General features: G+C 56.0%; 29 protein-coding genes. 25 read left to right on the plus strand and 4 right to left on the minus strand.

The annotated features are described in order from the left end of the window. Positions 1 to 6: 6 nt before the first annotated feature. Together P4G45_RS05535 and lexA are read right to left on the minus strand one after the other, a co-directional pair. The gene (locus P4G45_RS05535) at positions 7 to 1,215 is read right to left on the minus strand and encodes an efflux RND transporter periplasmic adaptor subunit (RefSeq protein WP_348268680.1); all 1,209 of its coding nucleotides are present in this window, start codon (positions 1,213 to 1,215) and stop codon (positions 7 to 9) included. A gap of 183 nt (positions 1,216 to 1,398) precedes the next feature. After that, complete coding sequence (gene lexA / locus P4G45_RS05540) at positions 1,399 to 2,004, minus strand: transcriptional repressor LexA (RefSeq protein ID WP_348268681.1); 606 nt, start codon at positions 2,002 to 2,004, stop codon at positions 1,399 to 1,401. Between the two features lie 479 nt (positions 2,005 to 2,483). Here lexA and P4G45_RS05545 point away from each other — a divergent pair, with 479 nt between their 5' ends. Then, a complete protein-coding gene (locus P4G45_RS05545; RefSeq protein WP_348268682.1) occupies positions 2,484 to 2,675 on the plus strand; it encodes a hypothetical protein in 192 nt (63 codons plus the stop codon). Positions 2,676 to 2,968: 293 nt separating this feature from the next. On the opposite strand, the gene P4G45_RS05550 is transcribed toward P4G45_RS05545, so the two are convergent. Then, complete coding sequence (locus P4G45_RS05550; RefSeq protein ID WP_348268683.1) at positions 2,969 to 3,880, minus strand: IS1595 family transposase; 912 nt, start codon at positions 3,878 to 3,880, stop codon at positions 2,969 to 2,971. Positions 3,881 to 3,891: 11 nt separating this feature from the next. Next, positions 3,892 to 4,134 (minus strand): hypothetical protein, encoded by a 243-nt coding sequence (locus tag P4G45_RS05555; protein ID WP_348268684.1) that lies wholly within the window; start codon positions 4,132 to 4,134, stop codon positions 3,892 to 3,894. A 249-nt stretch (positions 4,135 to 4,383) separates the two neighbouring features. On the opposite strand from P4G45_RS05555, the gene P4G45_RS05560 reads away from it, so the two are divergent. From P4G45_RS05560 to P4G45_RS05670, 24 genes are all read left to right on the plus strand, one after another. After that, positions 4,384 to 5,127 carry a response regulator transcription factor gene (locus P4G45_RS05560; protein WP_348268685.1) on the plus strand — a complete coding sequence of 248 codons (744 nt, stop codon included), beginning with the start codon at positions 4,384 to 4,386 and terminating at the stop codon, positions 5,125 to 5,127. Then, positions 5,114 to 5,380 carry a hypothetical protein gene (locus P4G45_RS05565; RefSeq protein WP_348268686.1) on the plus strand — a complete coding sequence of 89 codons (267 nt, stop codon included), beginning with the start codon at positions 5,114 to 5,116 and terminating at the stop codon, positions 5,378 to 5,380. Before P4G45_RS05560 ends, P4G45_RS05565 begins: the two co-directional genes overlap by 14 nt. A 5-nt stretch (positions 5,381 to 5,385) precedes the next feature. Next, positions 5,386 to 6,699, plus strand: coding sequence for a sigma-54 dependent transcriptional regulator (locus P4G45_RS05570; protein WP_348269218.1), 1,314 nt, complete (start codon positions 5,386 to 5,388; stop codon positions 6,697 to 6,699). Between the two features lie 106 nt (positions 6,700 to 6,805). Then, a complete protein-coding gene (flgB, locus tag P4G45_RS05575) occupies positions 6,806 to 7,168 on the plus strand; it encodes a flagellar basal body rod protein FlgB (protein WP_348268687.1) in 363 nt (120 codons plus the stop codon). Between the two features lie 3 nt (positions 7,169 to 7,171). Next, positions 7,172 to 7,681, plus strand: a complete 510-nt coding sequence (gene flgC / locus P4G45_RS05580; RefSeq protein ID WP_348268688.1) for a flagellar basal body rod protein FlgC — start codon at positions 7,172 to 7,174, stop codon at positions 7,679 to 7,681. A gap of 24 nt (positions 7,682 to 7,705) precedes the next feature. Then, the gene (gene fliE, locus P4G45_RS05585; RefSeq protein WP_348268689.1) at positions 7,706 to 8,032 is read left to right on the plus strand and encodes a flagellar hook-basal body complex protein FliE; all 327 of its coding nucleotides are present in this window, start codon (positions 7,706 to 7,708) and stop codon (positions 8,030 to 8,032) included. A 26-nt stretch (positions 8,033 to 8,058) separates the two neighbouring features. Further along, on the plus strand, positions 8,059 to 9,858 hold the full coding sequence (gene fliF / locus P4G45_RS05590) for a flagellar basal-body MS-ring/collar protein FliF (protein ID WP_348268690.1): 1,800 nt from the start codon (positions 8,059 to 8,061) through the stop codon (positions 9,856 to 9,858). Continuing rightward, positions 9,858 to 10,946, plus strand: coding sequence for a flagellar motor switch protein FliG (gene fliG / locus P4G45_RS05595; RefSeq protein WP_348268691.1), 1,089 nt, complete (start codon positions 9,858 to 9,860; stop codon positions 10,944 to 10,946). Before fliF ends, fliG begins: the two co-directional genes overlap by 1 nt. After that, a complete protein-coding gene (locus tag P4G45_RS05600) occupies positions 10,930 to 11,682 on the plus strand; it encodes a FliH/SctL family protein (protein ID WP_348268692.1) in 753 nt (250 codons plus the stop codon). The genes fliG and P4G45_RS05600 overlap by 17 nt, the downstream gene beginning before the upstream one ends. Continuing rightward, a complete protein-coding gene (locus P4G45_RS05605; protein WP_348268693.1) occupies positions 11,682 to 13,007 on the plus strand; it encodes a FliI/YscN family ATPase in 1,326 nt (441 codons plus the stop codon). Before P4G45_RS05600 ends, P4G45_RS05605 begins: the two co-directional genes overlap by 1 nt. 2 nt (positions 13,008 to 13,009) lie before the next feature. Next, positions 13,010 to 13,492 carry a hypothetical protein gene (locus tag P4G45_RS05610; RefSeq protein WP_348268694.1) on the plus strand — a complete coding sequence of 161 codons (483 nt, stop codon included), beginning with the start codon at positions 13,010 to 13,012 and terminating at the stop codon, positions 13,490 to 13,492. A gap of 64 nt (positions 13,493 to 13,556) precedes the next feature. Then, positions 13,557 to 15,317: a hypothetical protein gene (locus P4G45_RS05615; RefSeq protein ID WP_348268695.1), complete on the plus strand. Its 1,761-nt coding sequence runs from the start codon at positions 13,557 to 13,559 to the stop codon at positions 15,315 to 15,317. Positions 15,318 to 15,385: 68 nt separating this feature from the next. Next, the gene (locus P4G45_RS05620) at positions 15,386 to 15,715 is read left to right on the plus strand and encodes a flagellar hook capping FlgD N-terminal domain-containing protein (protein ID WP_348268696.1); all 330 of its coding nucleotides are present in this window, start codon (positions 15,386 to 15,388) and stop codon (positions 15,713 to 15,715) included. A 90-nt stretch (positions 15,716 to 15,805) separates the two neighbouring features. Then, a complete protein-coding gene (locus P4G45_RS05625; protein ID WP_348268697.1) occupies positions 15,806 to 17,242 on the plus strand; it encodes a flagellar hook protein FlgE in 1,437 nt (478 codons plus the stop codon). 286 nt (positions 17,243 to 17,528) lie between these two features. Continuing rightward, on the plus strand, positions 17,529 to 17,975 hold the full coding sequence (gene fliL, locus P4G45_RS05630) for a flagellar basal body-associated FliL family protein (protein WP_348269219.1): 447 nt from the start codon (positions 17,529 to 17,531) through the stop codon (positions 17,973 to 17,975). A 47-nt stretch (positions 17,976 to 18,022) separates the two neighbouring features. Next, positions 18,023 to 18,355, plus strand: coding sequence for a FliM/FliN family flagellar motor C-terminal domain-containing protein (locus tag P4G45_RS05635; RefSeq protein ID WP_348268698.1), 333 nt, complete (start codon positions 18,023 to 18,025; stop codon positions 18,353 to 18,355). Between the two features lie 183 nt (positions 18,356 to 18,538). Further along, the gene (locus P4G45_RS16975; RefSeq protein ID WP_373694179.1) at positions 18,539 to 18,715 is read left to right on the plus strand and encodes a flagellar biosynthetic protein FliO; all 177 of its coding nucleotides are present in this window, start codon (positions 18,539 to 18,541) and stop codon (positions 18,713 to 18,715) included. 47 nt (positions 18,716 to 18,762) lie between these two features. Further along, positions 18,763 to 19,620, plus strand: coding sequence for a flagellar type III secretion system pore protein FliP (gene fliP, locus P4G45_RS05640; protein ID WP_348268699.1), 858 nt, complete (start codon positions 18,763 to 18,765; stop codon positions 19,618 to 19,620). Positions 19,621 to 19,664: 44 nt separating this feature from the next. Beyond that, a complete protein-coding gene (locus P4G45_RS05645; RefSeq protein WP_348268700.1) occupies positions 19,665 to 19,910 on the plus strand; it encodes a flagellar biosynthetic protein FliQ in 246 nt (81 codons plus the stop codon). A gap of 7 nt (positions 19,911 to 19,917) precedes the next feature. Then, a complete protein-coding gene (locus P4G45_RS05650; protein ID WP_348268701.1) occupies positions 19,918 to 20,700 on the plus strand; it encodes a flagellar biosynthetic protein FliR in 783 nt (260 codons plus the stop codon). Continuing rightward, positions 20,697 to 21,842 carry an EscU/YscU/HrcU family type III secretion system export apparatus switch protein gene (locus tag P4G45_RS05655; protein WP_348268702.1) on the plus strand — a complete coding sequence of 382 codons (1,146 nt, stop codon included), beginning with the start codon at positions 20,697 to 20,699 and terminating at the stop codon, positions 21,840 to 21,842. Before P4G45_RS05650 ends, P4G45_RS05655 begins: the two co-directional genes overlap by 4 nt. A gap of 80 nt (positions 21,843 to 21,922) precedes the next feature. Further along, positions 21,923 to 23,962, plus strand: coding sequence for a flagellar biosynthesis protein FlhA (flhA, locus tag P4G45_RS05660; protein ID WP_373694180.1), 2,040 nt, complete (start codon positions 21,923 to 21,925; stop codon positions 23,960 to 23,962). Between the two features lie 65 nt (positions 23,963 to 24,027). After that, a complete protein-coding gene (locus P4G45_RS05665) occupies positions 24,028 to 24,930 on the plus strand; it encodes a FliA/WhiG family RNA polymerase sigma factor (protein ID WP_348268704.1) in 903 nt (300 codons plus the stop codon). Between the two features lie 57 nt (positions 24,931 to 24,987). Then, positions 24,988 to 26,013, plus strand: coding sequence for a FliM/FliN family flagellar motor switch protein (locus tag P4G45_RS05670; RefSeq protein WP_348268705.1), 1,026 nt, complete (start codon positions 24,988 to 24,990; stop codon positions 26,011 to 26,013). Position 26,014: the final 1 nt, after the last annotated feature.

A 26,014-nucleotide genomic window follows, 5' to 3' on the forward strand; every position in this document is an offset into this window, starting at 1 on the left:
GATCTTCTATTGCTGGAGGATGACGGGATCGCCTGCGTTCAGGCCGGAGAGGAGCTCGGTCTTGGTGCCGTTGGAGATGCCGGCTTTGATGGCGACTTTGCGCCTGCCATTTTTCTGTTTCGGATCGGGAACTTCGACGGAGGCATTGCGGTCTTTATCGTAGATAACCGATTGTTCGGGAACGGTGAGGATATTTTTGTGCTCCTCAAGAATGATTTCGGCGTTGGCGGTCATATTGGTCTTAAGTTCACCGCCGGGATTGTCGATGGAGACCCGCACCTCAAAGGTGGTGACGTTGTCCTTTTCCACACCGAGGGGGGCGATCTTGGTGACTTTGCCGTAAAAGGTTCTGTCCTTGAAGGATTCGACCTTGATGCGCGCGGGCTGGCCGAGATAAACCTTGCCGATGTCAGACTCGTCTACCTTGCCCTGCACGTAAACCTGGGTCGTGTCGCCTACGGTCATGACGAGGGTCGCGGTCGAGCCGAGGACGAGGATGGAGCTGACGGCATCGCCGACTTCGACGTCGCGGGAGAGGACAGTCCCGTCCATGGGCGCGGTGATGAGGGTGTAGCTGAGCTGTTCTTCAAGCTGCCGGAGTGAGGCTTTGGCCTGGTTCACCTGGGCCTGAGCCTGGCGGAGTTTGGAGTCATCAACCGTGATCTGGGCGATAGCCTTATCGCGAGTGTTAGCGGCGAAGAGATATTTCTGCTGAGCATCGTCGAGGGATTGCTTGGAGACGACACCCTCTTTAGTCATCTGCAATGCACGCTCGTAGGTATTCTTGTACATCGGCAGGTCCGGGGCTTCGGCGTTGACCTTGTCGTACTCGATGGAGGCGGAGGCAGCGTGGGCATTGGATTCAGCGGCGGCCAGCTGGGCCTTCTGGGCCTCGACCTGGGCGAGAATTTCAATCTGATCGAGCTGGGCGAGCAACTGGCCCTGATGGACGTGGGCGTTGATGTCGACGAACAGCTTGGTGACGATGCCGCTGGCTTTGGATTTGACCTCGACTTTGGTGATGGGCTGGACTTTACCGGTGGCGACAACTGATCGGGCGATGTCTCCGCGTTCAACCTTGGCGAGTTGGGAAGGATCTATTTTTGTGCCGCTGCCAGTGGTGGCAAAGGCAATGCCGATGGCGGCGGCGACGATCAGGACGGCAATGCTGCCCCAGATCCATAATTTTCGTTTATTTTTTTGCGATGTCGCCACTTGGTTGCTCCGAGGAACATTGATTGGACTGAATAAGAAACGTCTCGGAGAAGTTTACGCAGAATGTGGAAGGATGGTTCCGTTGTCGATGTGAAAAATGCTCCCGGAATGCTCGGAGCGCACACAATTATGAGTGCCGGTATCAACCGGTATCTCGACGAGTCAGAGGATTCTGAGGATCACTCAGGCGTATTTGCGGAGGACGCCCAGCACTTTGCCTTGGATCCTGACGTTGGCGGCAGGGGCATAGATGGGGGCCATTTCAGCGTTGGATGGCTGCAAGCGGATCATGCTGCCTTCGCGATAGAAACGCTTGAGGGTGGCGTCGGCGCCGTCAATGAGGGCGACAATAATCTCGCCCTCTCGGGCAGTGCGGGTGCGCTCGACGAGGACGTAGTCGCCGGAGACGATGTGCTCATCGCGCATGGAGTCGCCGCGGACCTCGAGGGCAAAGACTTCGCGGTTGCCGATGATGTCGTTGAGGGAGATGCTCTCCGCGGTTTCGATGGCTTCCACAGGCTGGCCGGCTGCGATGCGCCCGAGCAGGGGGAGGCGGTCGGAGCCTTTTTTGCCGGTTCGGGCAGGCAGGACGTCGATGGAGCGGCTGCGATTGTGAGCGCGTTGCAGCATCCCCTTGTTTTGCAGATTGGTGACGTGTTTATGCACGGTGGCTAGTGAACTAAGGCCGAGGCCACTGGCGATCTCCTCATAAGACGGTGAGTAGCCGTTCTTTTGTGTGAAGCCGGAGAGGAAGTCGAGAACCTCTTTTTGTCGCCGTGTGATAGCCATGCGGAGATTGTAGCGAATAAAAAGCGAATTGCAATACCTTTAAATGATTATCCCTTTGACTCACGTTGAGCGGGTTCTCACTAAACAAGTAGAAATAGTCTTGACACGGAAAGGCTTCATCCACTGTGTCAACTTATTTTTCGACTGTAATTATCCCTGCAAAGGGTCATTTAGGAACGGTGTCGGTTCCAAGTCCGACAAACCCACAAATTCGACATTCTCCGTTGTTACGTGGGTGGTCGAACCGCATGTTGAGCCATCATCGCAAAGATAGGGGCAGGTTTGGAAACCCCCTAGTTTTTGTTCCTGTTCTAGTTTGGTTCGCAACTCTTCGATTTGAGCGTCGGCGGGGAGATCCACGAAGTCAACTTGGAGCATTCTTCCGCAGTTCCAGCACTTTACTCCGTAGACACGCTTTTCGAGTTTATCGGTGGGGATTCGAGACTGGACTGATTGGCTCATACGCGGAAGAATAACGCATGGAAGACGAAACTCTCTACGATAAAGATAAATTTGACGCTGTTCTACGCCGCATGGTGAACATGAAACCCATGACGGTCAAGGAACTAAGCGCAAAGCTAAAGGTCGAGAAAGCGGCCAAAGCCACCAAAGAAGCGGAAGCCTTGAGAGCAAAAATAGCTGAAAGACGTGTCCAGAAAATGGACAAATAGGTTCTGAGAATAGACACAATCCGGTACCTATTCCTTTGCGCGGGAACCACCCACGGCAGCGATTCAACACAGCAGGTCTACATTGCCTTACGGCTTTTTAGTTTTCACCCAATCTGAGTAATCCAACCCAGACCAGAAGGATGCGTCATCACTAGTAAATAACGGCTTTGTAGTCAGCCTCTCGCTGTAGAGGAAGGGTAGGCCCCGTGACTACTTTGCACTGCGTGGTGCCGGGACCGAGCAAAAATTTGGCCGATAAAGCCTCCAATCCGCCGTTTCCGGTCACCCGCAGTCTAGAACGTCAGATCCTTATAGGGCAATGGCTTTTTGTTGAGCATGTTGGTCAATGCCATATCGAATAGCCAAGGCTGCATCTTGCGGCGATTGTATCTCCAACAAAATTCACCCAGGTAACGATCCAGATGGTCGGCACTGAGTTTGTGATAGTTGCCGACGATACCCCGTTTGAAGAGTGAAAAGGCGTTCTCGACTGTCTGTGTTCGCGTCCAGTTTTTATCTTTCAATTCTTCTGCATGGTTGCCGCGTTCGTGTTTTGCTCTGGGAATAGCGCCTTTGTAGAGTTGGTTGCCGTCGGTCACGATCTTTGGGGTTTCAGGATCAATTTTGGTGTTTACCGTTTCCCGAATGTTTTCCAATGACGCCCGATTGACGCGCTGCATGTGAATCTGGCCATCGCGTTCAGCCAACCCGAGCACTACCGCTTTCGCGTTCTTACCTGCTTTCACGCCGTGTAGCCGTTTGCGGCCGCCAACATACATCTCATCCATTTCAACAGTTGTAGCTGGTCCGCCAACCTTGAAGCTAGGATCTTCCTGCATGGCTTCTCTGATGCGATGACATACATACCAAGCGGTCTTGTAGCTCATCGGAACATGACGCCGAACCTGATTAGCTGAAATGCCTTTCTTCCCCTCCACCATGAGGCAAAGCACGGCAAACCATTTCGTTAGTGGCAGGTGAGAGTCATGAAATAGCGTATTGGCTGTTGCACTGAATTGCAGCCCACACTCCGCACATTGGAAGAGTTTGCGCGGTTTACCAGTCTTTCCCTTAGCTTCGATCAGCCAGCAACGGTCATGGTCACAAGCTATGCACCGAACCCCATGAGGCCAGCGCGTCTTTATCAAGTGCAACAGCGCCATATCTTCATTGGGGAATTTCTTAGCCAGAGAGTAGAGATTCATGAATTGCCTTCCTATTTCGCCTGCGTTGCTTGAGAAAATGTCTCGGATGTCTCTTGAGGATCGGGAACGAGTACAACATGCTTGGACGCTCGCAGCCTCTCCAGTTCCGCCAGATATAACTTGTCAAACTCAGGTGAAATGCGCGAGAGAGCTATTCGGGTCGCGTGAGCAACGTCAAAAGCAAGTTCCGCGAAGGCTATCGGTGTCAGTGCTTGTTCTTTCATTGAAGCGATTAGTTGGTCTATTTCGTTCATGGCTAAAACTCTTTCTAATTACCGAACCATAATGCTCTTTCACTCAACATGAGTCAAAGGGATAATCATTTACCTTTATTAGTTTCTCGTTTTTGCAGGTACCAAAGATGGGTCATTTATTCCATAATTCCCATTTTGAAATTGACCCATGCAAAATATTTCACATTCGCCTTGTCACCTCGTTCCCGATCAACCAAGGTAGTTACACGCCGTCGGAGATTGGAACACGACGGGTTGGGAGGCAAGAACATGCAGGTATTGATTGTTGAAGATGATTTGGCCTTGGGATCGTTTCTACAGAAGGGGATGAAGCTGGAGGGACATGATGTGGAGTGGGTCGGGGACGGAGAGGCGGCACTGCTCCACGCCGAAGAGCACCGCCCGGACCTGATGGTGCTGGACCTGAGCCTTCCGCGGAAGGACGGAACCGAGGTACTGGCAGAGATGCAGGGCCGTTTCAATGAGATGGCGGTCCTGGTGCTGACCGGACGGAGCCAGGTTGAGGAGAGGGTGAAGTGCCTGAATCTCGGCGCGGATGATTGCCTCTTGAAGCCGTTCAGCTTTCATGAGTTGACTGCCCGGTGCCGGGCGCTGCTGCGACGGCGTGAGCAGTTTGCCGATCCGATGCTGCGGCACGGTGACGTTGAACTGAACCGCATGGATCGGCGGGTGGCGCGGAGTGGAGTTGGAGTGGAGTTGACGGTGAAGGAGTTCAACCTGCTGGAGTTTCTGATGTTGCGGCGCGGGCGATGCTGTAGCCGGACTGAGCTGCTCAAGGAGGTCTGGCATATGTCCCCGGATGCAGGGACAAATGTTGTTGATGTGTACATCAATTACCTGAGAAAGAAACTGAGCGCGGCGAGCGGAGGCCTCGATGCGGGATACTCCGTTATTGAGACGGTGCGCGGCGAGGGGTATCAGATGGGCAGCGTGAAAAGGCTGTCGCAGCGGGTCAACGAGTTTCCGCGGCGCGCGGTATTTGCCAGTGCCTGATGCGGGGAAACAGCTCCAGGCAGGCCTTGCGGCGCGGATGGATGATGCGCTTCACGAGCTTTGCCAACCGTTGACGGTTCTTCAATGCAGGCTGGCGATGGGCGAGTTGATCGGTGGCCCGGATGCTATGCGCAATGCGATTGCCGAAGCCTTGGTGCAGTGTACGCGGGTAAACCTGGCTGTGGAGTTAATGCGTGGGATATTGCAGCGCGCTTTGCAGGCAGATCGAGATGAGCAGGAGAGGATGAGGTGAATCAGATGGGCGCAGGACAGGTGATGTTGGCGGGTGTGGGCGGAGTGGATGCGGCAATGCGAACGGTTGTGCTGGCGAGCGCGGATGCAGGACTACGGCAGCGGTTGCGGCGATCGCTGACGGACCTGCGGTGGCAGGTGCGTGAAGCGAGCGGCGGCGCTGAGGCGATGGCGCAGTTGGAAGCTTCGCGCCCGGAGGCGCTGCTGGTGGATAGCTGGCTACCTGATCTCGAGGTAGGTGAGTTCGCCGGGCAGGTGAGGATGATGTATCCGGCGATGGAGATGCTGCGGGTGGATGGCGGCGTGGATGGTGGGGCGCGCAGTCCGAGGAGGAACGAGTTGCTCCATGCGTTGCGGGAGGCGCAGAGTGCTCCGCTGAACGATACGGCGGCGTGGAAGGCTGCTCCTGTGTCTGTGCCTCGGATTGCGGCACGAGCGCCCGCGGTAGCAAAGAATTTTGATCAGGAGGCGGCGAGGCGCGCACTTTCGGTTCTGCTGGGAGGCGATGAGCCTTTGCGGCAGGAGAGTGTTGCGGGAAATGCATTGCAGGATAACGTTCTGTTGCCAGAGATGGTGGGTTCGAGCGAGTCGATGCGGGAGCTGGCGCGATTGATTCGTTTGGTGGCTCCGCGTTCGACTACGGTGCTGATCGAAGGGGAGACGGGGACGGGCAAGGAGGTTGTAGCGCGGGCGTTGCATAGATTAAGTGAACGCGCGGGGAAGCCGTTTGCGGTGCTGAATTGCGCGGCCATTCCAGAGGCTCTGCTGGAGGCGGAGTTGTTTGGTCATGCTCGCGGTGCGTTTACTGGAGCGGTGCAATCGCGAACGGGACGAATCGAGGCGGCACATGGAGGGACGCTGTTTCTGGATGAGATTGGCGAGATGCCGATGGCGTTGCAGGCGAAGATGCTGCGCTTTCTGGAGTGCGGAGAGTTGCAACGCGTAGGTGACAATGAGACGGTGCGCGTGGATGTGCGGGTGATTGCGGCGACGCATCAGCCCTTGCAGCAGAGATCCGAAGAGCGCACATTTCGATTAGATCTTTATCATCGGCTCGCTGTGTTCCCGGTGGAGGTTCCTGCGCTGCGCGACAGGATGGAAGATATTGGTGCATTGGCCGAGCATTTCCTCGAGAAGATGGGGCAGGAGATGCCACGGAAGCGGTTGAGCGTGGAGGCTGAGGCCAAGCTGCATGAGCATCACTGGCCAGGAAATGTGCGGGAGCTGATGCATGTGTTGGAGAGAGGTGCGATTCTTTCCGGTGACAGGATGGAGATTGGCGCGGAAGAGATTCGATATCGCAGGGCAACACGGGATTAAAGGGTAAAGAAAGTCAGTGACTTGCCGATAGATAAGAGCGCTCTCATCCGAGGGCGCTTTTGTTTGGGCGTTGACCTGCATAGGTAATCGCGTGGAGGTGACGAGTATGGAAGTGACTACTCCTTTGAGCGATGCGCTGAACCGGTATTTGGATCTGACCAGCGAGCAGATGAAGTTGACGGCGAGCAACATGGCCAATGTCGATACGCCTGGCTATAAGACTGAGGGCTTCAATTTTGAGCAGCAGTTTATGCAACAGATGAATGGCAGCGAGCAGGCGGACTTTGGTGCGGGGGCGACGGTGCAGGATGTTGACGGTCTGGTGGCGCGGCCGGATGGCAACAATGTCTCGATGGATCGCGAAGGAATGCAGATGGCGAAGTCACAGTTGCAGTTTCGGCTGGGCGTGGAACTGCTGAAGCAGCAATTTACGAATGTGATGGATGCAATTCACGCGGAGGCGAAGTAGGCAATGAATTTATTTGGCGTGATGGATGTAAGTGCGTCGGCGTTGAAGGCAGAGCGGGTGCGGGCTGAAGTGGTCGCCTCGAATATGGCGAACGCAGAGACGACACGGACACCGGAGGGCGGCCCTTATCAGCGGCATCATGTGGTCTTCGAGGCGGAGGGTGATGCGAGTTTTCAGCACTCATTGATGAGCCAGATGGGTGGCGTTCTCAGCGATGGGGCTGATGGGTTCGGTTCCGGTTTTAGCAGCTTGTCCGGCGACGTAACCGCAGCGGGTGAAACACCAGGCGGGGTTGCGGTAACGGGAGTGATCGCGGACAACAGCGCTCCGCTGCGTAGATACGATCCGCAGCATCCCGATGCGGGACCTGATGGATTTGTGGCTTATCCGGACATCAATCCGCTGACGGAGATGACGGACCTGATGGGCGCGACACGATCGTATGGGATGAATGCTTCCGCAGTTCAGGCAGAGAAGAACATGGTCACGTCATCACTGGACATTTTGAAGTAGAGAAAAGCAAAAGGGGCTTGAACAATGATTGACGCTGGAACAATTGCCGGGGTGATGAAGGGGATTCAGGGTGGGGCCGGATCCGCGGGCTTTCTGGATACCACAACGAATACAGCAGCGAGCGCGGGTGACGCGCCCTTTGCCGGGATGTTTCAAACGATGGTGCAGCAGACGAGTGCTTTGGACAAGAAAGCTTCGCAGGCAGTGACCGGCGTGTTGACAGGGCAGGGGGTAGAGATTCATGACGCGATGATCGCGACGCAGAAGGCTGATATGGCTTTTGAGCTGGCGTTGCAGGTGCGCAACAAGGCGGTGGCGGCGTACCAGCAGATGATGGGCATGCAGTTCTAACGAACCTGAAGGATTGCTGAGGCGAGATGGCGGAGACGGAACGAGCAGGGCTGGAGAGGACTGGGCAACAGGGCGCTGCCTTGGCGGGCGACGGCCCCGTCGAGAAGGCGTCGGCGATGGCTTCGGCGATGCGGCAGCGTTTGATGGCGATGCCTGCCGGCAAGCGGACCTGGCTGATTGCATCGGCTGCATTTCTGGCGGCGGCATGTGTCGGCATGATGTGGTTTGTGCAGCGTCCGGACTGGCGTGTATTGTTCAGCGGTCTTGATGGGAAGGACACGCAGCAGGTATCGCAGGAGCTTGCAGCAGCGAGTATTCCTTTTGAGATGACCGCGGATGGGACAGGCGTTGAAGTGCCAGCGGACATGCTGGACAAGGCGCGGATGGAGGTTGCGGCGAAGGGAATGCCGCAATCGGGTCGGCTGGGGTTTGAGTTATTCGACAAGCCTAACTGGGTGGGGAGTGAGTTCGACGAACGAGTCAATTATCAGCGAGCGCTTGAGGGAGAGTTGGAGCACACGATTGAGACGCTGGATGTGGTTCGGTCGGCGCGAGTGCATCTGGTGCTACCGCAGCAGAGTCTGTTCGCGTCGGAGGAGAAGATGGCGAAGGCTTCCGTCGTGCTGAAGTTGAGGCGTGCGACGGTAGCTCCGGAGCAGGCCGATGCTATTCGCAGCCTGGTGGCTGGGGCGGTCGAAAATCTGAGCCCGGAACAGGTGACGCTGGTGGATGCGGATGGGCGGGCGAACTTGAAGCCGAGATCGGGAGACGCCAGCAAGGACGAGGCAGAGCAGGAGATGGAGGCGAAGCTGGTCGCGATGCTCGAGCCGCTTGCGGGGCATGACAATGTGCGGGCGACGGTGAACGTCAGTTACGACGAGGGCAGCGAAGAACGGACAGACGAAGTCTACGATCCGAGCCAGACGGCAACGCTGAGTATGCAGAAGAAGGAACAGGTTTCGGCGCTGCCTGCTACAGCCTCGGGGGTACCAGGGACGGCGAGCAATTCTCCAGGGGGCGCACCGGCGGGTTCGGTGGCAGGCTCGCAGGCGGCTGCTGCTCCGGGAACTCCACCCTTGTTGCAGAAGCAGGCGCTGCCGGTTTATCCGCAGCAAGGTAATGGAAGAGACCAAAGCATTCAGGAAGAGAACGGCACGTATGGAGTGACGAAGCATCTGCTGCATTCGGAAGAAGGGCCGGGGCGAGTGCGAAGAGTGACTGCGGCTGTGGTCGTAAATGATCGTGCGATGACAGAGGGTACGGGCAAATTAGAGCACACGGTGTGGAAGCCGAGAAGCGCTGATGAGATGCATCGGCTGGAGCAACTGGCACAGGCAGCGGTGGGTTTCGATCCGCGACGGGGCGACCAGGTTGTGATGGAGAACATCAGCTTCAGCACGAATGCGGCGGAGATGAAGCCGCCGGTGATGGATAGGGTGATGGAAGAGACGCGCACGCTTGCAGCCTCACAGCCGGGAATGATGCGGACGATATTGATAGGAGTATGCGGCATCCTGCTGGTGATGTTTGTGCTGCGTCCGGTGGCGAGACAGATGACTGCAACGCTGCGTGAGCCAATAGTGCTGACCGCAGGGGCGAAGGCTTCGGCTGCCTTAGGAGGTCAGCAGGAGCGGATGCTGGCAGCGGAGCCGGAGTGGAGCGCGGACGATACCGATCATGGGGCAATCCCGCTGCCGGTCAAAAGCAGGGCGCAGCGGCAGCAGCAGGGGATCTTCGACCATGTATCCGAGCATATTCGGCGAGAGCCCGTACAGAGTACGCGGCTGCTCGAGGCGTGGATCGGTTCAACAGAGGACGGTGAGTAATGAGTGCAGCGATACAGATGCGAGAGGCTGAGAGTGTGCGGCATAATCCGCTGCTGTTGCCGGCGGAGTCAGGATTCGCGCCAGCGGAGATTCCGGGATTGCGAAAAGCCGCCATCCTGATGGTGGCGCTGGGAGATGAACTTGCGAAGACTCTGTTTCTGAGCTTGTCCGAGGCGGATGTCCGGCGGGTGACCGAGGAAATTACGCGGTTGGGAGAGATTCCGGCGCAGCAGTTGACCCAGGTACTGACAGAGTTCTACGGCTTGCTGGAGACGCAGCAATACATGGTGCGTGGTGGGCCGGAGTATGCGCTGAAGCTGCTGACCGAGGCGTTTGGGTCGGGCAAGGCCGAGGACCTGCTGGCGCAAGTTAGGAAGATCAGGGAGCGGACCAACGGGGACATGGCAAAGCTGCAGAAGATGGACCCACAGCACCTGAGTAAATTTTTGGAGACAGAGCATCCGCAGACGATTGCTCTGGTGCTGGCGCATCTGGATGCGAAGCGGGGATCGGCGGTGCTGATGAGCCTTCATGGCCAGATGCGCGTGGAAGTGGTACGCAGACTGGCCGAGATGCGGCAGTTTTCGCCGGAGATGGCGCAGACAGTTGCCCTTGTATTGCATAAGCGGATGGAGGGAGATGGAACGAGTGGAAGAAAATCCTACTCAGGCTTTAAAGCGGTGGCGGAGCTGCTGAACCGGTTGGACCAGATCGAGAGCAAGGGAATTCTTGAAGAGATTGAGCATGACGAACCGCAACTGGCCATTGGGATCAGAAACCTGATGTTTACGTTTGAAGATCTGGTGACGGTGCCGCCGGAGAGCATCCGCGAGTTTGTTGCGGCCGCCGACAAGAAGGTGATGGCACTGGCGTTGAAGGGCGGACGCGACAACGTGAAATCTCACCTGTTCAAAGCAATGAGTTCGAGGGCGGTGGAGATGCTGAAGGAGGATATGGAGGTGATGGGGCCGGTGCGGCTGAAGGATGTCAATCATGCGCAGCAGGAGTTGCTGGCCCTGGCGCGGCAGCTTGAAAGTGAAGGCCGCATGATTCTGAAGATGGAGGTGGACGATGACCTCGCTATCTGAGAACGCGGAGGACGTGGGCTCATACAATCCTCTGCCGGGAATGCCTGACAGATGGATCAAGGATGCAAGGAAAAGCAAGAACGTATCCAGGCTTGAGTTTCATACGCTCGATTGGCTGGAAAAGGATGCAGCTCAGGATGTGGATACGGCGGCGCCTTTGAATGCGGCGGAAGCTTCCATCGAAGAGCGAATCGCGGAGATGGAGCGGCAGTTGAAATTGCAGCAGCAGGAAGCGCTTGCGGAGATTGAGGCGGCGCAAAGAGTAGCGAGAGTCGAGTCGCGGCAGGAGTGGAAAGAGGAGTTGGAAGAGCGAGTAGCAATGGAACGTGCTCGCGTGGCGCGAGTTTGTGATGAGTTTGGAAGGGAACGCGCTCGTTACTTTTCCGATGTAGAGGGTGAAGTTGTGAAGCTGGCGTTGGCGATTGCGGCACGTGTGTTACATCGCGAGGCCAACCTCGATCCGCTGTTTCTCACTGCAGCGGTGCGAGTTGTGCTGGAGAAGGTGGCGGACCAAAGCACGATGCAACTGCGTGTGCCTGCCGAAGAGGTGGAGAGATGGAAAGAAGCCATGTCGGCTGATGCGGAATCGAGATTGCAATTCATCGGAGAAGAGCGGATGAGTGCGGGGGAATGCGTTCTTGAAACGAGTGTCGGGAGAGTGGAACTGGGTGTGAAGGCCCAGTTGGAAGAGATTGAAAAGGGATTCTTCGATCTTCTGCAGCAGAGGCCAGCTTGATGCTGGTCGTGCATCCGGCAAAGGAGAGGCTCTCCTCGTATTTCACGCGGCTGGCAGATCGTTCAGCATGGCGTTGGAGTGGACGTGTGGTAGAGGCTAATGGGCAAACCATCGAGGCGGAGGGTCCTCTGTGTTCGGTGGGTGAGTGCTGCGAGATATTGGATGGAGACGGCAGACGGCACCGCGCGGAGGTGATTGGCTTTCGCGGACGGCATGTGTTGGCGATGCCGCTTGAGGCGACGCAGGGAATTCGCTATGGCGACACGCTAAGGGCAATGGGCGTTACACCTGGGATTGCGGTTGGGGAGGAGATGGAAGGACGAATTTTGAATGCGCTGGGTGGGCCGCTGGATGGTTTGCCAGCGCCGAGAGTAGCGCAGATGTGGCCGCTCGATGGCGCAGTACCTCACCCGATGGAGAGAGAGCCGATTCGCGAGCCATTACAAACGGGACTGCGCGTGCTGGATGGGATGTTGACGGTCGGCCGTGGGCAGAGAATAGGCATCTTCGGTGGCTCGGGTGTGGGCAAGAGCACTCTGATTGGAATGATGACGAGAAATACCGCGGCGGACCTGACTGTAGTGGGACTGGTCGGTGAGCGTGGGCGCGAGGTGCGAGAGTTTGTCGAAGATTCATTGGGCGAGGAGGGACGGCGGCGTTCGGTAGTGCTGGTGTCTACTTCGGACCAGAGTCCGCTCTTGCGGATGCGAGCGGCAATGGCGGCTACCTCTGTTGCGGAGTTTTACGCTGCACGGGGAAAACATGTGCTACTGGTGTTGGACTCATTGACCCGGTATGCGATGGCGGCGCGGGAGATTGGTTTGGCTGCGGGAGAGCCTCCTGCCAGCAAAGGGTATACGCCGTCGGTGTTTGCGCGGCTGGCAAAGCTGGTGGAGCGCGCGGGGAATTTTCAGAATGGCAGTATTACGGCGTTCTATACGGTGCTGATGGAGGGAGATGACCAGCAGGACCCTGTGGTGGACGCCGTGCGTTCACTCTTGGACGGACATGTGGTTCTGTCGCGATCAATGGCGGCTGGGGGATGGTATCCGCCGGTGAATGTTCTGGATTCGTTAAGCCGTTTGATGCCTGCGGTCACGACACCGGAGCATCGGGGAAAGGCGGCGATGGCACGGAGACTGCTCGCGGCCCACGCCCGGTCAGAGGACCTGATTCGCATTGGGGCGTACAAAACAGGGACAGACGAAGAACTGGATCGTGCGATGCGCGCGATGCCCGTATTGCGTGAGTTTCTCGAGCAGGGAAGCCAGGAGCGCGTGACGATGGAGCAAAGCGTGACTCGATTAAACGCAATGGAACTCTAACGATGCATTCGCGGGTAGATGCGCTAAAGCGGCTGATGTCTCTCTACGTCCGCATCGAAGAGATGCATTCGATAGAACTGCAGCGGACGACCGCAGCGGTTAAAGAAGCGGAGCAGGCAATTGATGCGCAGGAGGAGACGGCGCGCTCTTCGAGTTACCTTGGTCGCGATGCGCTGATTGCAGGGGACCAGATGGATTGGGCGGCAGCCCGCACACAGCGGGAGGTCGCGGAATGGAAGCAGCAACGATTGCAGCAGATTCGATTGGAACGCGAGATGTTGAGTGAACAAGCGGGAAGAATGTATCGCTCAAGCCATCTTCGAAGTGAGCAGATTCGACATGTCGTCGATGATGCGGCAATGCAAATTGCGAGCAAAACAGATCGGCAGGCTCAGGCGGCACTAGATGACCGATTTCTTGCTCGACGAAGATGGACGGACGCACGCGAAGATTTGCGTGCAGCGGCAGAAATAAATATTTCCTAATGTTTTCAGCGGTCATTTCGGCGCGTGAAATGCACTTCGTTGATAGAGCGTAAGAGGAAGAGACATGCTGACAGCAACGACGGTTTTGACGTCACTCGGCACCGATTTGGTGAACGTTCGTGCTCCGGCCGAACGCGCTAATTCCGCTGACATTTCTTTTGCGAGAAGCTTTGATGAGAGCTCGGCTCTTGCGGTCGGTGTGCCATCGCAGACTGCCGATCAAAAGCTGAAAGATATTGTCGAATCTGAAAGTAGCGTTCCTGTGAACAGCGCTGGGAACAGCCGAAGAGCGACTGCTGCTGTTGCCGACCTAAAGATGAAGCAGGATGCGAACGCTGGAGACGAGACGCAGAAGGAATCTACTGCCGCAAAGAGCGGATACTCATTCCCGAGCCAGAAAGGCACAGCACCTACAACCGTCGGAGTAATAATTCCTTCAATGGGCGTAACTGTTCAGCATGGCCAAAGATCGGATAAGGATTCGTCACCACCCATTTCAATGGAGATGTCTGAGGTCCCGATTCCATCGGAGGATGTGAAGGATCTCGATCATAAAAATGTGTCATCAGTCATTGACGACACGAAGACGGATGCTACGAAGATAATCGCAGAGCTTCAGACGGATGGGACTGATTCGCAAGTAGCCGATATTCCAGGGAAGCAGGTCACGCCTGTCACCCAGAATCTCAAAGAGACGCCCACGTTAAATAAAGACCAAGGAAAGGTGTTAACTAAAAGAGAAGCAAATGACCACGGCCGCTCTGTAAAAACGGAGAAAAGCGCCAAGGCCGAAAAGGGAAAAGCTGTTCTGGTTGTGGAGAATGCGACGGCAGTCGAAGCGCAGCCCGTTGCTACCACGTCTCCTGTTTCCATACCGATCATGGTGCCTTCGGTAGATGGACCACAGCATGGGTCGAAAGCCGTTGCTGAAGATGGTGCGGTCTCCTCTACAAGTTCGTCGGCGCCCACTTGCGGTGTCGGAACAACGGCGGTAAAGCCTGACGGGCACGACACAAAGACTGAGGACATCAAGAAAACGGATGACGGCACCGTGAAAACACAAGGCCCCGTTTTGACGGATAATTCTGTCTCACGGAAGACAGGAGTTGATGAACCAAAGACAGCGTTGGCTCCGATCAAGGCGACCGACGGTGAGAATGCAGACACCAAGAGTACGGCGCAGCCTCTGGCAGTTAGCGTTGCGGCCCATGGTGAGTTAAGGGTGGCCGGAGTTCCTGGCGGTGGTGCTGCACACGTGATTGCTACGGGCAGCGCGCAGACGACGGAGGCCAGCACCCATACGGCGACCGGGCAGTCCGGCTCGGGTGTGATTGACAGTGCGGCGTCGACGGACGCTACGCATAAGACATTGATGGCGACGCCCACGTCGCTCGAAATCGGCGTTGTCAATGGAACACACGGATGGCTGAAGATTCGCGCTGACATGACAGATGGTGGCGTGGTGAATGCATCCTTGTCGACGGCTACATCGTCGGGACAGGAGATGCTGCATCGGGAACTTCCCTCGCTGACAGCGTATCTCCAGACTGAGCGGGTTGCGGTAAACGCGGTTGTTATACAGCCGCCGATGGCGTCGGGTACTGACTTCCGGGGATTTGACGGGGGAAGGAACGGTAATGGACAAGGGTCGGCTCAGCAGAGCGGTAATCAAGGAGGAGACAGCCGGCAGGGAGCAGCGAGCTCGGCTCCGAATCGCGTTGAAAAGGAGGGATTTTATAGCGGCGTGAGCGGAGTGGGAGGAGATGAATTGTTGTCATTAGCCTCGCTCGCGGGCGGAGGAAATTGGCTGAACGTAAGAGCCTGAATGGATGTCCTGTTCAACCGCTTTTGTAAGTGAAGCAACTACGAACGACTTAATTGGAAAGGATGAAGATGAGCGCATTACAGATGAATTCGATTACGGGAGCAGGATCGGCAGCGGCAGCTAGAGTTGCTTCAGCGTTGGCGCCGAAAGACACCAGCGGGACAGGGGGGGCGGCAGCAGGCAGCACGACAAATTCCGCGTCATCCTCGGCAACGATCACATCGGCCGATTTTATGACGCTTCTGGTGACGGAACTGAAAAATCAGGATCCTACACAGCCCACAGATCCGAATGCCTATATTCAGCAACTGGTGGGCGTGAACAGCCTGCAGCAGTTGATTTCAATCAATCAGGATCTGACACCGGTGACGACACCTGCGCCAACGACCGGAACGTAGGATTCGGCATAGAGACGGAACAAGAAAGACGCAGCTCGACGGCAGCGGACAACGATAACGAAGATATAACCAGGAGCAAGGAGAGCGACGATGGGATCATTTTCAACGGCTTTGAGTGGTTTGAATGCTGACTCGGTGGCGCTGAACACGATTGGAAATAATTTGGCGAACCTGAATACAACTGCTTTCAAAAAGCAGACAACGAATTTTGAAGACCTCTTTTATCAGCAGATTGGCGAAAACGGATCGAACGACGCGTTACAGGTCGGTGTCGGCACAAAAGTGGCAAGCACGACGACGAGCTTTCTGCAGGGAAGTGTCAACCCGACGAGCGATTCAAAAGACATGATGTTGACCGGAGATGGTTTTTTCGTTGTGCAACAGAATGGTGTTCAGTCTCTGACGCGGGCTGGTGCTTTTCAACTCGACGCAAATGGCAACCTAACGACGGCCGAAGGGGAGAATGTGATGGGCTACAACGCCGCGAACGGTGTTATCAGTGGCAGCAGTGCACTGGGAGCCCTAGTGCTACCGACTGGATCCACTGAATCAGCGAGGGCAACCCAAAACTTCTCGCTGACAGCAAATTTGAATGCCAGTGCTGCTGTGGGAACTTCGTTTTCTACTCAGGGGGTACAAGTATTTGATTCACTCGGACAGACACATCAGGCGACGCTCTCGTTTACTAAAACTGCGGCGAATACCTGGAGCTATGATGTCACGCTCCCTCCGGGCGATTTTACGGGAGTTGCGACAGGGAATACGGGCACGTTGACGTTTGATTCGTCGGGCAACCTGCTTATGCCGACCGCAGCCGCGTGGCCGGCAGCCACCGCTGCAACTCCGGGAACTACCATTTTGGACTCCAACGGCAACTTAGAAAGAGTGACGTCAATCAACGGTACAGGCACTACCGGAGCTGCGGCCCCGGCATGGAGTACGACTGTTGGAGCGTCGACTACGGACAACGCCGGAGCAAACCAGGTAGTGTGGACAAATCTGGGCCCCGCAAGTTCTATTGGAAACCCTCTTACGTTCCCTGGTCTGCCGAATGGAGCAAGCAATCTCAGCTTCAAATGGAATTTGGATGATGCCAATGGCAATCCGACGATCTCTCAAACTACGGCAGCCTCGGCAGGCAGCGCAAGCAGCCAGGATGGGTTTACAAGTGGCGTGTATAACGGGTTTTCAGTCGATTCGAGTGGAATCATCACGGCCAGCTACAGCAATGGGCAAAAGCAAACAGTTGGCCAGGTAGCTGTGGCAACGGTGGCAAATAATCAGGGCCTGACTGTCACCGGCAATAATAACTTCGCTACGACGGCAGCTTCCGGTCAGGCGAACGTTGGAGTTGCGGGGACTGGCTCTCGGGGAACGATTACGGACAGCGCATTAGAACTGTCGAATGTCGACATATCCTCCGAGTTTGCCGATCTGATCGTGGCGCAGCGTGCCTTTGAGGCGAACTCGAAGACGGTGACTACGTTCGATACGGTGACGCAGGACACACTTGCGATGATTCGATAAGCATCATTGCAGCGCTCATGAGGCGGGTGCAGCTTGAAAGATCGAGTGCGCCCGCCTCGTCCGACTCTGTCAGGTCGCGTCAGTCGTAGTGACGACGTAACGCTCGGTTCTGGTCGTTTGATCCTGAAGATTCACTAATGTTCGAGCAGAACAAATTGGCGCTTGACTTGCATCGTTGTTCAGCATCATGGCTACTTCCATTCCAGTTACTGACACAGCTTCATCTTCTCCTGGGGTCGCTGCCACTGGACCGGTTAGGCCATCGATTACATACTTACTGATTGCGATGCTGATTGGCGCAGCGATTGCATCCCTGGCATTTGGCGGTGTTGTTTATTACTTTGCACGATCGGGACGGTTGTCAATACGCAGAGATGCTGCCCCAACCACGCGGATTCCATCCGAGCCCAGTACACACCTTCTAGTGCTTGATCCGCTCCTTGTGAACCTGGCCGGTGAGGGTGCCTATTTGCGGTTATCCGTAAGCTTGCAAGTGGCAGATACCCCCGCGAAGAAAGAATCCGGAACGAAGAATGACAAAAGTGGAGACGAGGCAATCGCGGCGGTTCGCGACACGGCCTTGACCGTTCTCGGCAGGCAAACGGCGGATGGCCTGCTCGCGCTGGATGGCAAAGAGCACTTAAAAGTCGAGCTAAAAAAAGCTCTTGCCGAACACAATGCTGATTTGAAAGTCACCAAGATATTTTTTACGGAATTTCTGGTGCAACGGTAGCCATCGTACATCTGCGCGTATGACCAGCAGATCAAGTGGAGAGAGTGATGACGGAGACGGGACTGATGGCACACGCGGCAGCCGCGTCGAACGCTGAGGTGAAGCCAGAGGCAAATCCGGAGATGCCCTGGATGTCGCGAATCGAAGAGCACTCTTCGTGGCCGATTCTGTCGCAACTGGCTGTGACGATGACAGTCGAAATACCGCTAAGCCGGTTCAAGGTGCAGGACCTGCTGGGATTGAAAGAAGGACAGATTTTTCAAAGCGCTTCTCCGGACACGGAGGACGTACCCCTGAAAATTGGCGACGTGCAACTGGGTTGGACCGAGTTTGAAGTGGTGGAACAGAAGATCGCCCTTCGACTGACGCGCCTGGTTTAGCGGTGCCAGGAATATAAGACCGGGATGATTTTAGAGATTGGGAATGGAGCAGGAATGCAATTTCCGCAAGACGCAGCTCGAACGGGTCGAACAAGGGTTTCGCCAAATGTTGGTGGCATTGGCGCATGGCTGCTGGATCTTCTACGAGGTATACGTAGCGAGCGTCAATCTGCGATGAGGCAAATGCATTTACTGGAGACACTGTCGCTCGGCGGGAAAAAGACATTGATGCTCGTGAGCTGTGGGGGGGAACGCTTTCTAGTGGGGGGTGGGTTGGAAAGTGTCGAGACGATTGTGCCGCTAAAGAGCGAAATTTCGCTGGACGTCACGGCGAGAAAGTCGGATGGCCCATGTCTTTAGCTCACCGGCGGCGTCGATGTTGCGTGCTGCTGCTTGTGTTGGGAAGTGTGTCCCCGAAGCTCCATGCGCAGCAGGTCCAGAGTTCTCGATTTCTTGTTGCTTTTGTCTCCCCCGAGTCGTTCTGGGTAAACCACGCACCTGAAGCTGTGAAGTCCGTGCATGGTAATGGACAGAAATCTGCTGGAGCGGTGAGAGGCAAGATCAACAAGAGCCAGAGCTCCATTTCAGGGGTTGCTCCGGCGTCGAACGGTAAAGATTCGATTACGCAGGCGATTGAGGCAAACAGAAGCGTGCCTTGGTCGATCGTTCTGGGTCTCACGCTGTTGACCTTGCTCCCGGCGATACTTTTATCGATTACGCCGATGGTGCGACTACTTGTCGTATTTCACTTTCTGCGGCAGGCCCTGGGGACACAGACTGCCCCATCAAACCAGATCCTGATGGGGCTGGCGCTGATGATGACCTGGTTTCTGATGCAGCCGGTGTTGCAGAAGGTAGAACAGGTTGCGGTGGTGCCTTATCAGGCCGGGACCATTTCAGGGATGGAGGCCATGGATCGTGGTCTCGCTCCGGTCAAGCAATACATGCTTCGGTACGCGCGCGAAAAAGATCTTGAGGTCTTCGCTGCGGCAGGGATGGGGACACGACCCCAGTCTCGGGAGGATCTTCCAATCCAGGTAGTCGTGCCGGCTTACATCCTGAGCGAGCTGAAAGCGGGGTTCCAGATTGGGGCGGTGCTGTTTCTTCCGTTTCTGCTCGTAGACCTGGTGGTGGCGAGCGTAACGACATCGGTAGGCATGATGCAACTGCCTCCGGTGGTGATCTCTACCCCCTTGAAGATTCTGTTGTTCGTGATGGTCGACGGATGGAACTTGTTGGCGCACCAGTTGATTAAAAGTTTCTAATCTTTATTTCCGAGGCCGAATTGGGACCTGACCAGACAGTCGAAATGATGAGAAAGGTGCTTATGGAGGCGATGATGCTGAGCGCGCCGCTGTTGGTGGCGGCTTGCCTGGTAAGCCTCGTAGTCAGTCTTCTGCAGACGCTGACCAGCGTGCAGGAGCAGACATTGACCATTGTTCCGAGATTAGTGGTTGTGTTCGTTGTGACGATGGCGACGCTCCCCTGGATGGTGCATCGGTTAGTAAGTTTTACGGTGCGTATGTTCACCGACTTCCACAGGTACCTGGGATAGAGCCGGCATGAACGCTGAGACGAATACGTTGATACAGGATTGGCCGCAGTTTCTGATAGCGGCGGTGCTGGTGATGATTCGGTTAAGCGGCCTGATGATGTTTGCCCCGGTGTTCTCCTCTGCGGCGATCGCGCCGCGGATCAAAGCAGGATTTGTCATTGCTATGACGGTGCTGCTGGCGCCCGCCATCGCGACGGTACCTAACGCGAGGGCCACGCTGGATGTGCAGGCGGTGCTGGGCGAACTGGGTGTGGGGTTGGTCTTTGGCCTTTCGCTGATGTTGCTGACAGAGGCGCTCATGTTTGCGGGGATGCTGCTGGGAATGCAGTTCAGTTTTTCGCTGGTGAATCTGATGGATCCGAACTCCATGATCGAAACGCCGGTTCTGGGACAGATGCTCAATTGGTTAGGCGTTCTTGTCATCATTGGTTCTGGATTGGATCGGAGCCTGCTGGCGGCATTGGTGCGGAGCTTTCGAATCGTACCTGTGGGGCAGGCAGTGATTCAAGCAAAGACTGGTGCCGGATTGGCGATGATGGCTGGCGGGATATTTTTGGCGGGGTTGCAACTTGCGGCACCCGTGATTGCAGCAGCGCTTGCTGTCGAGATGACAATTTCGCTGGTGGGACGACTATCGCCGCAGCTACCGGCGATGGTGATGAGTATTCCACTGAAGACGATGGTGTCTTACGCCGTTCTGATCGGAAGCCTGGCGGTGTGGCCGGGATGGATCGAGCACCACTTCACAGCGTTGCTCGACGCGGCCGGAAAATTGGTGGCAACCCTATGAGTGAAAAGGGAACAGAACAGGCCACACCCCAACGGAAGAAGAAGGCGAAAGAAAAGGGAGACGGCGTTCGCAGTCGTGAACTCCTCTCCGCGATTGCGATGCTTGGCGGCGTGTTGATGCTTGGAGCTACAGCACATGGATTTGTCTCAAGTTGGGGGAAGGTCTATTCAGAAAGCCTGCACTCCGCGGCCGTGGGCGAGGTGAATGGTGAGCAGCGGTGGAATGAGGCAATTCGAAAGATGCTCGAGCCTGCGCTGTTGCCCGTGGGCCTTGTTCTGGCCGCGAGCTTTACCGGAGCGCTGATGGCTGGCGTGGCCCAGGCAGGAGGTGTAGAGATTCATCCGAATGCAATTGAGCCGCAGTTCTCGAAGCTAAATCCAGCTACTAATCTGGGTCATCTGTTCAGTCTGCGGTCTGCCACACGGGTGATGAAGTCGCTGGTGCCCGCTGCTGCGATGGTCATGCTTGGATGGAGCGCGCTAAAGGCGCTGATGCTGCCGATGCCGGTGATGAGTCTGGTGCGGCTTCCGGCTACGTTTTCGGCGGCGTACGGGCTGGCGTTAGATGCGGCATGGATCACGCTTGCGTGGTCGGCGCTGGATTATGCGATCGAGTGGAGAAGCTGGAATGAGCGGCTCAAGATGAGCAAGCAGGAGATGCGCGAAGAGATGAAGGATGCGATGGGAAATCCACAAATTAAGGGACGAATCCGGCAGATACAAAGGGCGATGCGCAAGCGCAAAGTGAAGGCGGACATGTCGAGAGCAAGTGTTGTCATCACCAACCCCACGCATTATGCAGTGGCTCTGGAGTTCAGCTTCGAGACGATGCAAGCCCCTGTCGTGCTGGCGAAGGGGCGCGACCTGCTGGCCGCGGAGATTCGTGAAGAGGCGCGCTGGGCGGGAATTCCAATTATTGAAAATCCTCCATTGGCGCGCAGTCTCTACAAAACTGTCGAGCAGGGGCAATCGATCCCATTTGAACTCTACGCAGCAGTGGCAGGAATCTTGGCATATCTGTATCGACAAAAAGTAGAAGAACGAATGAAACGGGAACGTCAGGCCCAGCAGGCACAACAGGAAGCCGGGCATCGAGGAACGGTTGGACTGGTTGGATTGCGCGGTTACGGAGGTGGGATGTGAGTGAAGCGTTGATAAAGAAGAGCGGGACTTGGGAAGCCACCAAGCTAAGGCCGCTACTGCTGCCGGTGGCGGCGATCAGCATGATCTTTGTCATGCTGATTCCAGTGCCGAGTTTTGTGCTGGACTTGTTGCTGGCAGCGTCGATTACGGCGTCGGTGATTGTTTTTCTGACCGCAGTGCAGGTACGTCGCGCAGTGGATTTTTCTGTATTTCCGACGCTGCTGCTGTTGTTGACCATGTTTCGGTTGTCTCTGAATCTGGCGTCCAGTCGAAGGATTCTGTTGCACGGACACGAGGGAACACATGCTGCCGGTTCGGTCATCGAGGCCTTTGGGCAGTTTGTGGTCGGTGGCAATTACGTGGTGGGATTCGTGTTGTTTCTTGCCCTCATCGCGATCCAATTTCTCGTAGTCAGCCATGGTGCCGTACGAACGGCTGAGGTGACAGCCCGCTTCACACTGGATGCGTTGCCCGGTAAACAGATGGCCATCGACGCGGACATGAATGCCGGCCTAATCGACGAGCAGGGCGCGAGAAAACGGCGGCAGGCAATCGCGCGCGAGGCTGAGTTCTATGGCGCGATGGATGGCGCCGCGAGGTTCAACCAGCGCGACTCGATGGCAACCATTTTAATTACGGCGATTAACATCATCGCCGGCTTACTGATTGGCGTGCTTCAGCAGGGTGCGGATCTAACGACAGCCGTCAAGACGTATACGATTCTCACCGTCGGCGATGGCCTGGTGACAATGATTCCCAGCCTGCTGGTGTCGATTGCAGGGGGCATCGTACTCACGCGCGCCTCTTCTTCGGGGTCACTCGACACAGAGCTTGGGACGCAGTTGCTGCGAGGAAAAAACACGCTCTGGATCGCCTGTGGGGTTCTACTGGCGCTGGCTCTGATTCCGGGATTGCCGAAGCTGTCGTTTGTGCTGATGGCTGTGGGAGTTGCATTGATTGCGCGAAAACTGCCCGCGGCAAAAGAGGAAGCAGTCTTGCTGGCGGATGAGGCGGCGGAAGATGGAGCCACACCAAAAGATAAAACCAAATCGATCGACAGCGCTAAGAACGAGAACTTGGCTTCACTGCTGAAGATGGACGAACTGACCCTCGAGATCGGCTTCCAATTGATTCCCATGGTTGATGAGAAACAAGGGGGGCAGATGCTCAATCGCGTGAGAGCCCTCCGTCGTCATCTTGCGACGGAGCTTGGGTTCATTGTCCCCCCTATCCACATCACGGACAACCTGCGGCTGAAGCCGCGAGAGTATGTGGTCAGTCTCCGTGGCATTGAGATAGCACGCTGGCAGACGGAACAAAATTGTCTGCTGGCGGTGAATGCAGACTCGAAGGCGCGTGCGTTGCCTGGCGTAGAGACGCGAGAACCCGCGTTCGGCGTGTTGGCTCGATGGATTCAGCCAGGGCTGGAAGAGCAGGCATTGGCGGCTGGCTATTCCGTGGTTGATCAGACCACGGTCATCGGAACTCATCTCGGCGAGTTGATTCGTCGTCACGCCCACGAACTGCTGGGCAGACAAGAGGTCAAGCGTCTTCTGGATAGCATGAATGATAGCTATCCCAAGCTGGTCGAAGAGCTGGTTCCGAAGCTGATGACGCTGGGTGAGGTTCAGCGGGTGTTACAGCAGTTATTGCGCGAACAGGTATCGATCCGTGATCTCGGCTCAATTCTCGAGTATCTGGTAGAAGCGGCACAGTCGTCGAAGAACGTGGTGCATCTGGTGGAGACGGTGCGCCAGTCGCTTGGACGAGGGCTTATCCATCCGCTGCTTGACGGAGAAGGCAGTCTACGGGTGCTGATGCTGGAGCCGATGCTTGAGGCAGATCTGCTGAACACATTCGATCCGAAGAGCACTCTGCTGTTGGGCGATGGTGCCAAGCCAGGAACGATGCCTGTGGATTTTCTGCGTCGGCTTGTTGAATCTGTGAAACGCCTAACCGGAGGGAACTCTACATCGGCACTTCCCGTGCTCTTATGTCCGAGTCCGGCCCGTTATCATGTGCGGCGTTGGCTGGAGCCGTTTCTGCCGAAGGTGACAGTACTGGCCCCGGCCGAGATACCGAATGAGATTCGAGTACGAAGTATGGGAACCGTTGGTTGAACAGAAGAAATCGCAGGTGAGCGGAAGTGAAAGCACGAAAGGCAGAGCAAGACACGGAGGAAGTGATGAGCACAGGCAGTGCGGTTCCGGTACAGATTTTGCATGGGTTGTCTCAGGGGCAGCTGCTCGGTGACGGACAGGCGACAGAGGCAGCGGTCTTTATTCCATTTACAGACAGTGACAGGCCAAAAGGAAAGCTTGTGAGTGAAAGCGTGATGGACCGCGATCTCATGTTGATGGAACATCTCCCGACGGTGCGTTATCTGGCGCGCCGCATCCACGAGCGACTGCCGCAGCACGTGGAACTCGATGATCTCATCTCCGCCGGGGTGGTGGGACTTATCGATGCTTTTTCAAAGTTCGATCACACTAAGAAAGTCCAGTTCAAAAGCTATGCACAGTTCAGGATTCGCGGTGCGATCCTCGATTCACTGCGAACGCTCGACTGGAGTCCAAGAGAGTTGCGTAGAAAAGGAAGAGCGGTGGAAGAGGCGATCCGCTCTGTCACGCAGCGAGTTGGGCGCGCACCATCGGAACAGGAGATCGCCGGCGAGATGGAGCTGAGTCTGGCCGACTATCAACAACTCCTCGGCGACCTGAAGGGACTGGAGATTGGCAGTCTGCATATAGAACGCTCGGAGGATTCGGGAGATGAGGAACTGGCATATATTCCGGGGTCTCCAGAGGAAGATCCATTGTTTCGCTGCCTGAAAGGGGAGATGAAGCAGCGATTAGCCGATGCCATTGACGAACTCCCAGAAAAAGAGCGAATGGTATTGACTCTCTATTACTACGAAGAACTGACCATGAAGGAGATTGGACTCACACTCGGAGTTGTGGAATCGCGGGTCTCACAGATCCATTCCTCTGCTGTCTTGCGGCTGCGCACCGCGCTTGCCGGATTGCGTTCTACTCAATCTGCCAAAGGTGACAAGGCTGCGAGTGGCAAGCGGCGCGCTTCGTCCTAAATCCGGCATCAACTCAATCGAACCAGCGAGAAATAGAGAAGCAAGGAAAGAGGTTTCATGGGCAAGCAGCTTGAGCAGGGCGATATCGATGCATTATTTGCGGCCGCTGGAGCGAATGTCGCCACCCATGCCACGGCAGACGGAGATTCAATTCCGCCTGAGAGATATAACTTCAGCAGAGCAGGTCAAATCAGTAACGAACAGATGCGGGCCATCAGTACAGTGAACGATCTGTTTGCGCGTAATCTGATGCATACCCTTGGAGCGTGGTTGAGGACTCCGTTGCGGGTGAAGCTGGTAGCGGGTGAGCAGTTGCCGTTCAAGGAGTTTCTGGAGCGGCTCTCGATTCATACCTTTGTCTGTTCGCTTCGATTGGAACCGCTGGGCGCCGTCGGTTTGCTGGAGCTTGAACTTGCCATTTCGTCACCGATCGTCGATGTCTTATTGGGCGGCGCGGGCAAAGCGTGGCCAGTACGTGAATTGACCGACATCGAGGAGGCGATTCTCACCTCGGTCGTGCAGCTTACTGTGCAGGAACTTAATCTCGCCTGGCAATCGGTCGGACTCGAATTTGTCTTTGAGAAGCGGGAGACGGAGGCGGCAGTGGCTCGCATGATGACTCCAGGTGAAAAGACCTTGTGTGTGAGCTTCGAAGTTCGGATGCCAGAGGCTCAGGGTGTCCTTAACCTTTGCCTACCGGCTGTTGTGCTCAATGCAATTCTCAGGCGGCTGATCTCAGAAGGAGACCGCCCGCGCAGGCGATCGAAAGAAGCGCATATGAGGATCAGAGAGTTGTTGGGACAGATGAAAATCGGGACACTGTTGCAGTTTCCACAGATGCGTTTACGCGCCAGCGAGGTGGCGACGCTGGTGCCCGGCACGGTGTTGCGGCTGCCGCTGCCGCGTACGTCGGCTGCGGAGTTGCGCGTGGGCAACCTGCATCTTGGACGTGCACATCCTGTACGGACGGGAGAACATCGGGGAGCTCAATTGGAAGGCGAGATCGATCGCGATGAAATCAGCGGACATCTCGCCCATGCTTTGGGTCAACAGGCGGATGAAGCAACAATGAGTGTGAATTGAG

Source organism: Edaphobacter paludis, assembly GCF_039993895.1.
GTDB classification, from domain to species: domain Bacteria; phylum Acidobacteriota; class Terriglobia; order Terriglobales; family Acidobacteriaceae; genus Edaphobacter; species Edaphobacter paludis.

Coding starts and splice junctions, on each gene's coding strand:
- lexA (WP_348268681.1), bottom strand. CDS start 2,004: ATGGCTATCACACGGCGACAAAAAGAGGTTCTCGACTTCCTCTCCGGC.
- P4G45_RS05545 (WP_348268682.1), top strand. CDS start 2,484: ATGGAAGACGAAACTCTCTACGATAAAGATAAATTTGACGCTGTTCTA.
- P4G45_RS05550 (WP_348268683.1), bottom strand. CDS start 3,880: ATGAATCTCTACTCTCTGGCTAAGAAATTCCCCAATGAAGATATGGCG.
- P4G45_RS05555 (WP_348268684.1), bottom strand. CDS start 4,134: ATGAACGAAATAGACCAACTAATCGCTTCAATGAAAGAACAAGCACTG.
- P4G45_RS05560 (WP_348268685.1), top strand. CDS start 4,384: ATGCAGGTATTGATTGTTGAAGATGATTTGGCCTTGGGATCGTTTCTA.
- P4G45_RS05570 (WP_348269218.1), top strand. CDS start 5,386: ATGGGCGCAGGACAGGTGATGTTGGCGGGTGTGGGCGGAGTGGATGCG.
- flgB (WP_348268687.1), top strand. CDS start 6,806: ATGGAAGTGACTACTCCTTTGAGCGATGCGCTGAACCGGTATTTGGAT.
- flgC (WP_348268688.1), top strand. CDS start 7,172: ATGAATTTATTTGGCGTGATGGATGTAAGTGCGTCGGCGTTGAAGGCA.
- fliE (WP_348268689.1), top strand. CDS start 7,706: ATGATTGACGCTGGAACAATTGCCGGGGTGATGAAGGGGATTCAGGGT.
- fliF (WP_348268690.1), top strand. CDS start 8,059: ATGGCGGAGACGGAACGAGCAGGGCTGGAGAGGACTGGGCAACAGGGC.
- fliG (WP_348268691.1), top strand. CDS start 9,858: ATGAGTGCAGCGATACAGATGCGAGAGGCTGAGAGTGTGCGGCATAAT.
- P4G45_RS05600 (WP_348268692.1), top strand. CDS start 10,930: ATGACCTCGCTATCTGAGAACGCGGAGGACGTGGGCTCATACAATCCT.
- P4G45_RS05605 (WP_348268693.1), top strand. CDS start 11,682: ATGCTGGTCGTGCATCCGGCAAAGGAGAGGCTCTCCTCGTATTTCACG.
- P4G45_RS05610 (WP_348268694.1), top strand. CDS start 13,010: ATGCATTCGCGGGTAGATGCGCTAAAGCGGCTGATGTCTCTCTACGTC.
- P4G45_RS05615 (WP_348268695.1), top strand. CDS start 13,557: ATGCTGACAGCAACGACGGTTTTGACGTCACTCGGCACCGATTTGGTG.
- P4G45_RS05620 (WP_348268696.1), top strand. CDS start 15,386: ATGAGCGCATTACAGATGAATTCGATTACGGGAGCAGGATCGGCAGCG.
- P4G45_RS05625 (WP_348268697.1), top strand. CDS start 15,806: ATGGGATCATTTTCAACGGCTTTGAGTGGTTTGAATGCTGACTCGGTG.
- fliL (WP_348269219.1), top strand. CDS start 17,529: ATGCTGATTGGCGCAGCGATTGCATCCCTGGCATTTGGCGGTGTTGTT.
- P4G45_RS05635 (WP_348268698.1), top strand. CDS start 18,023: ATGACGGAGACGGGACTGATGGCACACGCGGCAGCCGCGTCGAACGCT.
- P4G45_RS16975 (WP_373694179.1), top strand. CDS start 18,539: ATGCATTTACTGGAGACACTGTCGCTCGGCGGGAAAAAGACATTGATG.
- P4G45_RS05645 (WP_348268700.1), top strand. CDS start 19,665: ATGATGAGAAAGGTGCTTATGGAGGCGATGATGCTGAGCGCGCCGCTG.
- P4G45_RS05650 (WP_348268701.1), top strand. CDS start 19,918: ATGAACGCTGAGACGAATACGTTGATACAGGATTGGCCGCAGTTTCTG.
- P4G45_RS05655 (WP_348268702.1), top strand. CDS start 20,697: ATGAGTGAAAAGGGAACAGAACAGGCCACACCCCAACGGAAGAAGAAG.
- flhA (WP_373694180.1), top strand. CDS start 21,923: ATGATCTTTGTCATGCTGATTCCAGTGCCGAGTTTTGTGCTGGACTTG.
- P4G45_RS05665 (WP_348268704.1), top strand. CDS start 24,028: ATGAGCACAGGCAGTGCGGTTCCGGTACAGATTTTGCATGGGTTGTCT.
- P4G45_RS05670 (WP_348268705.1), top strand. CDS start 24,988: ATGGGCAAGCAGCTTGAGCAGGGCGATATCGATGCATTATTTGCGGCC.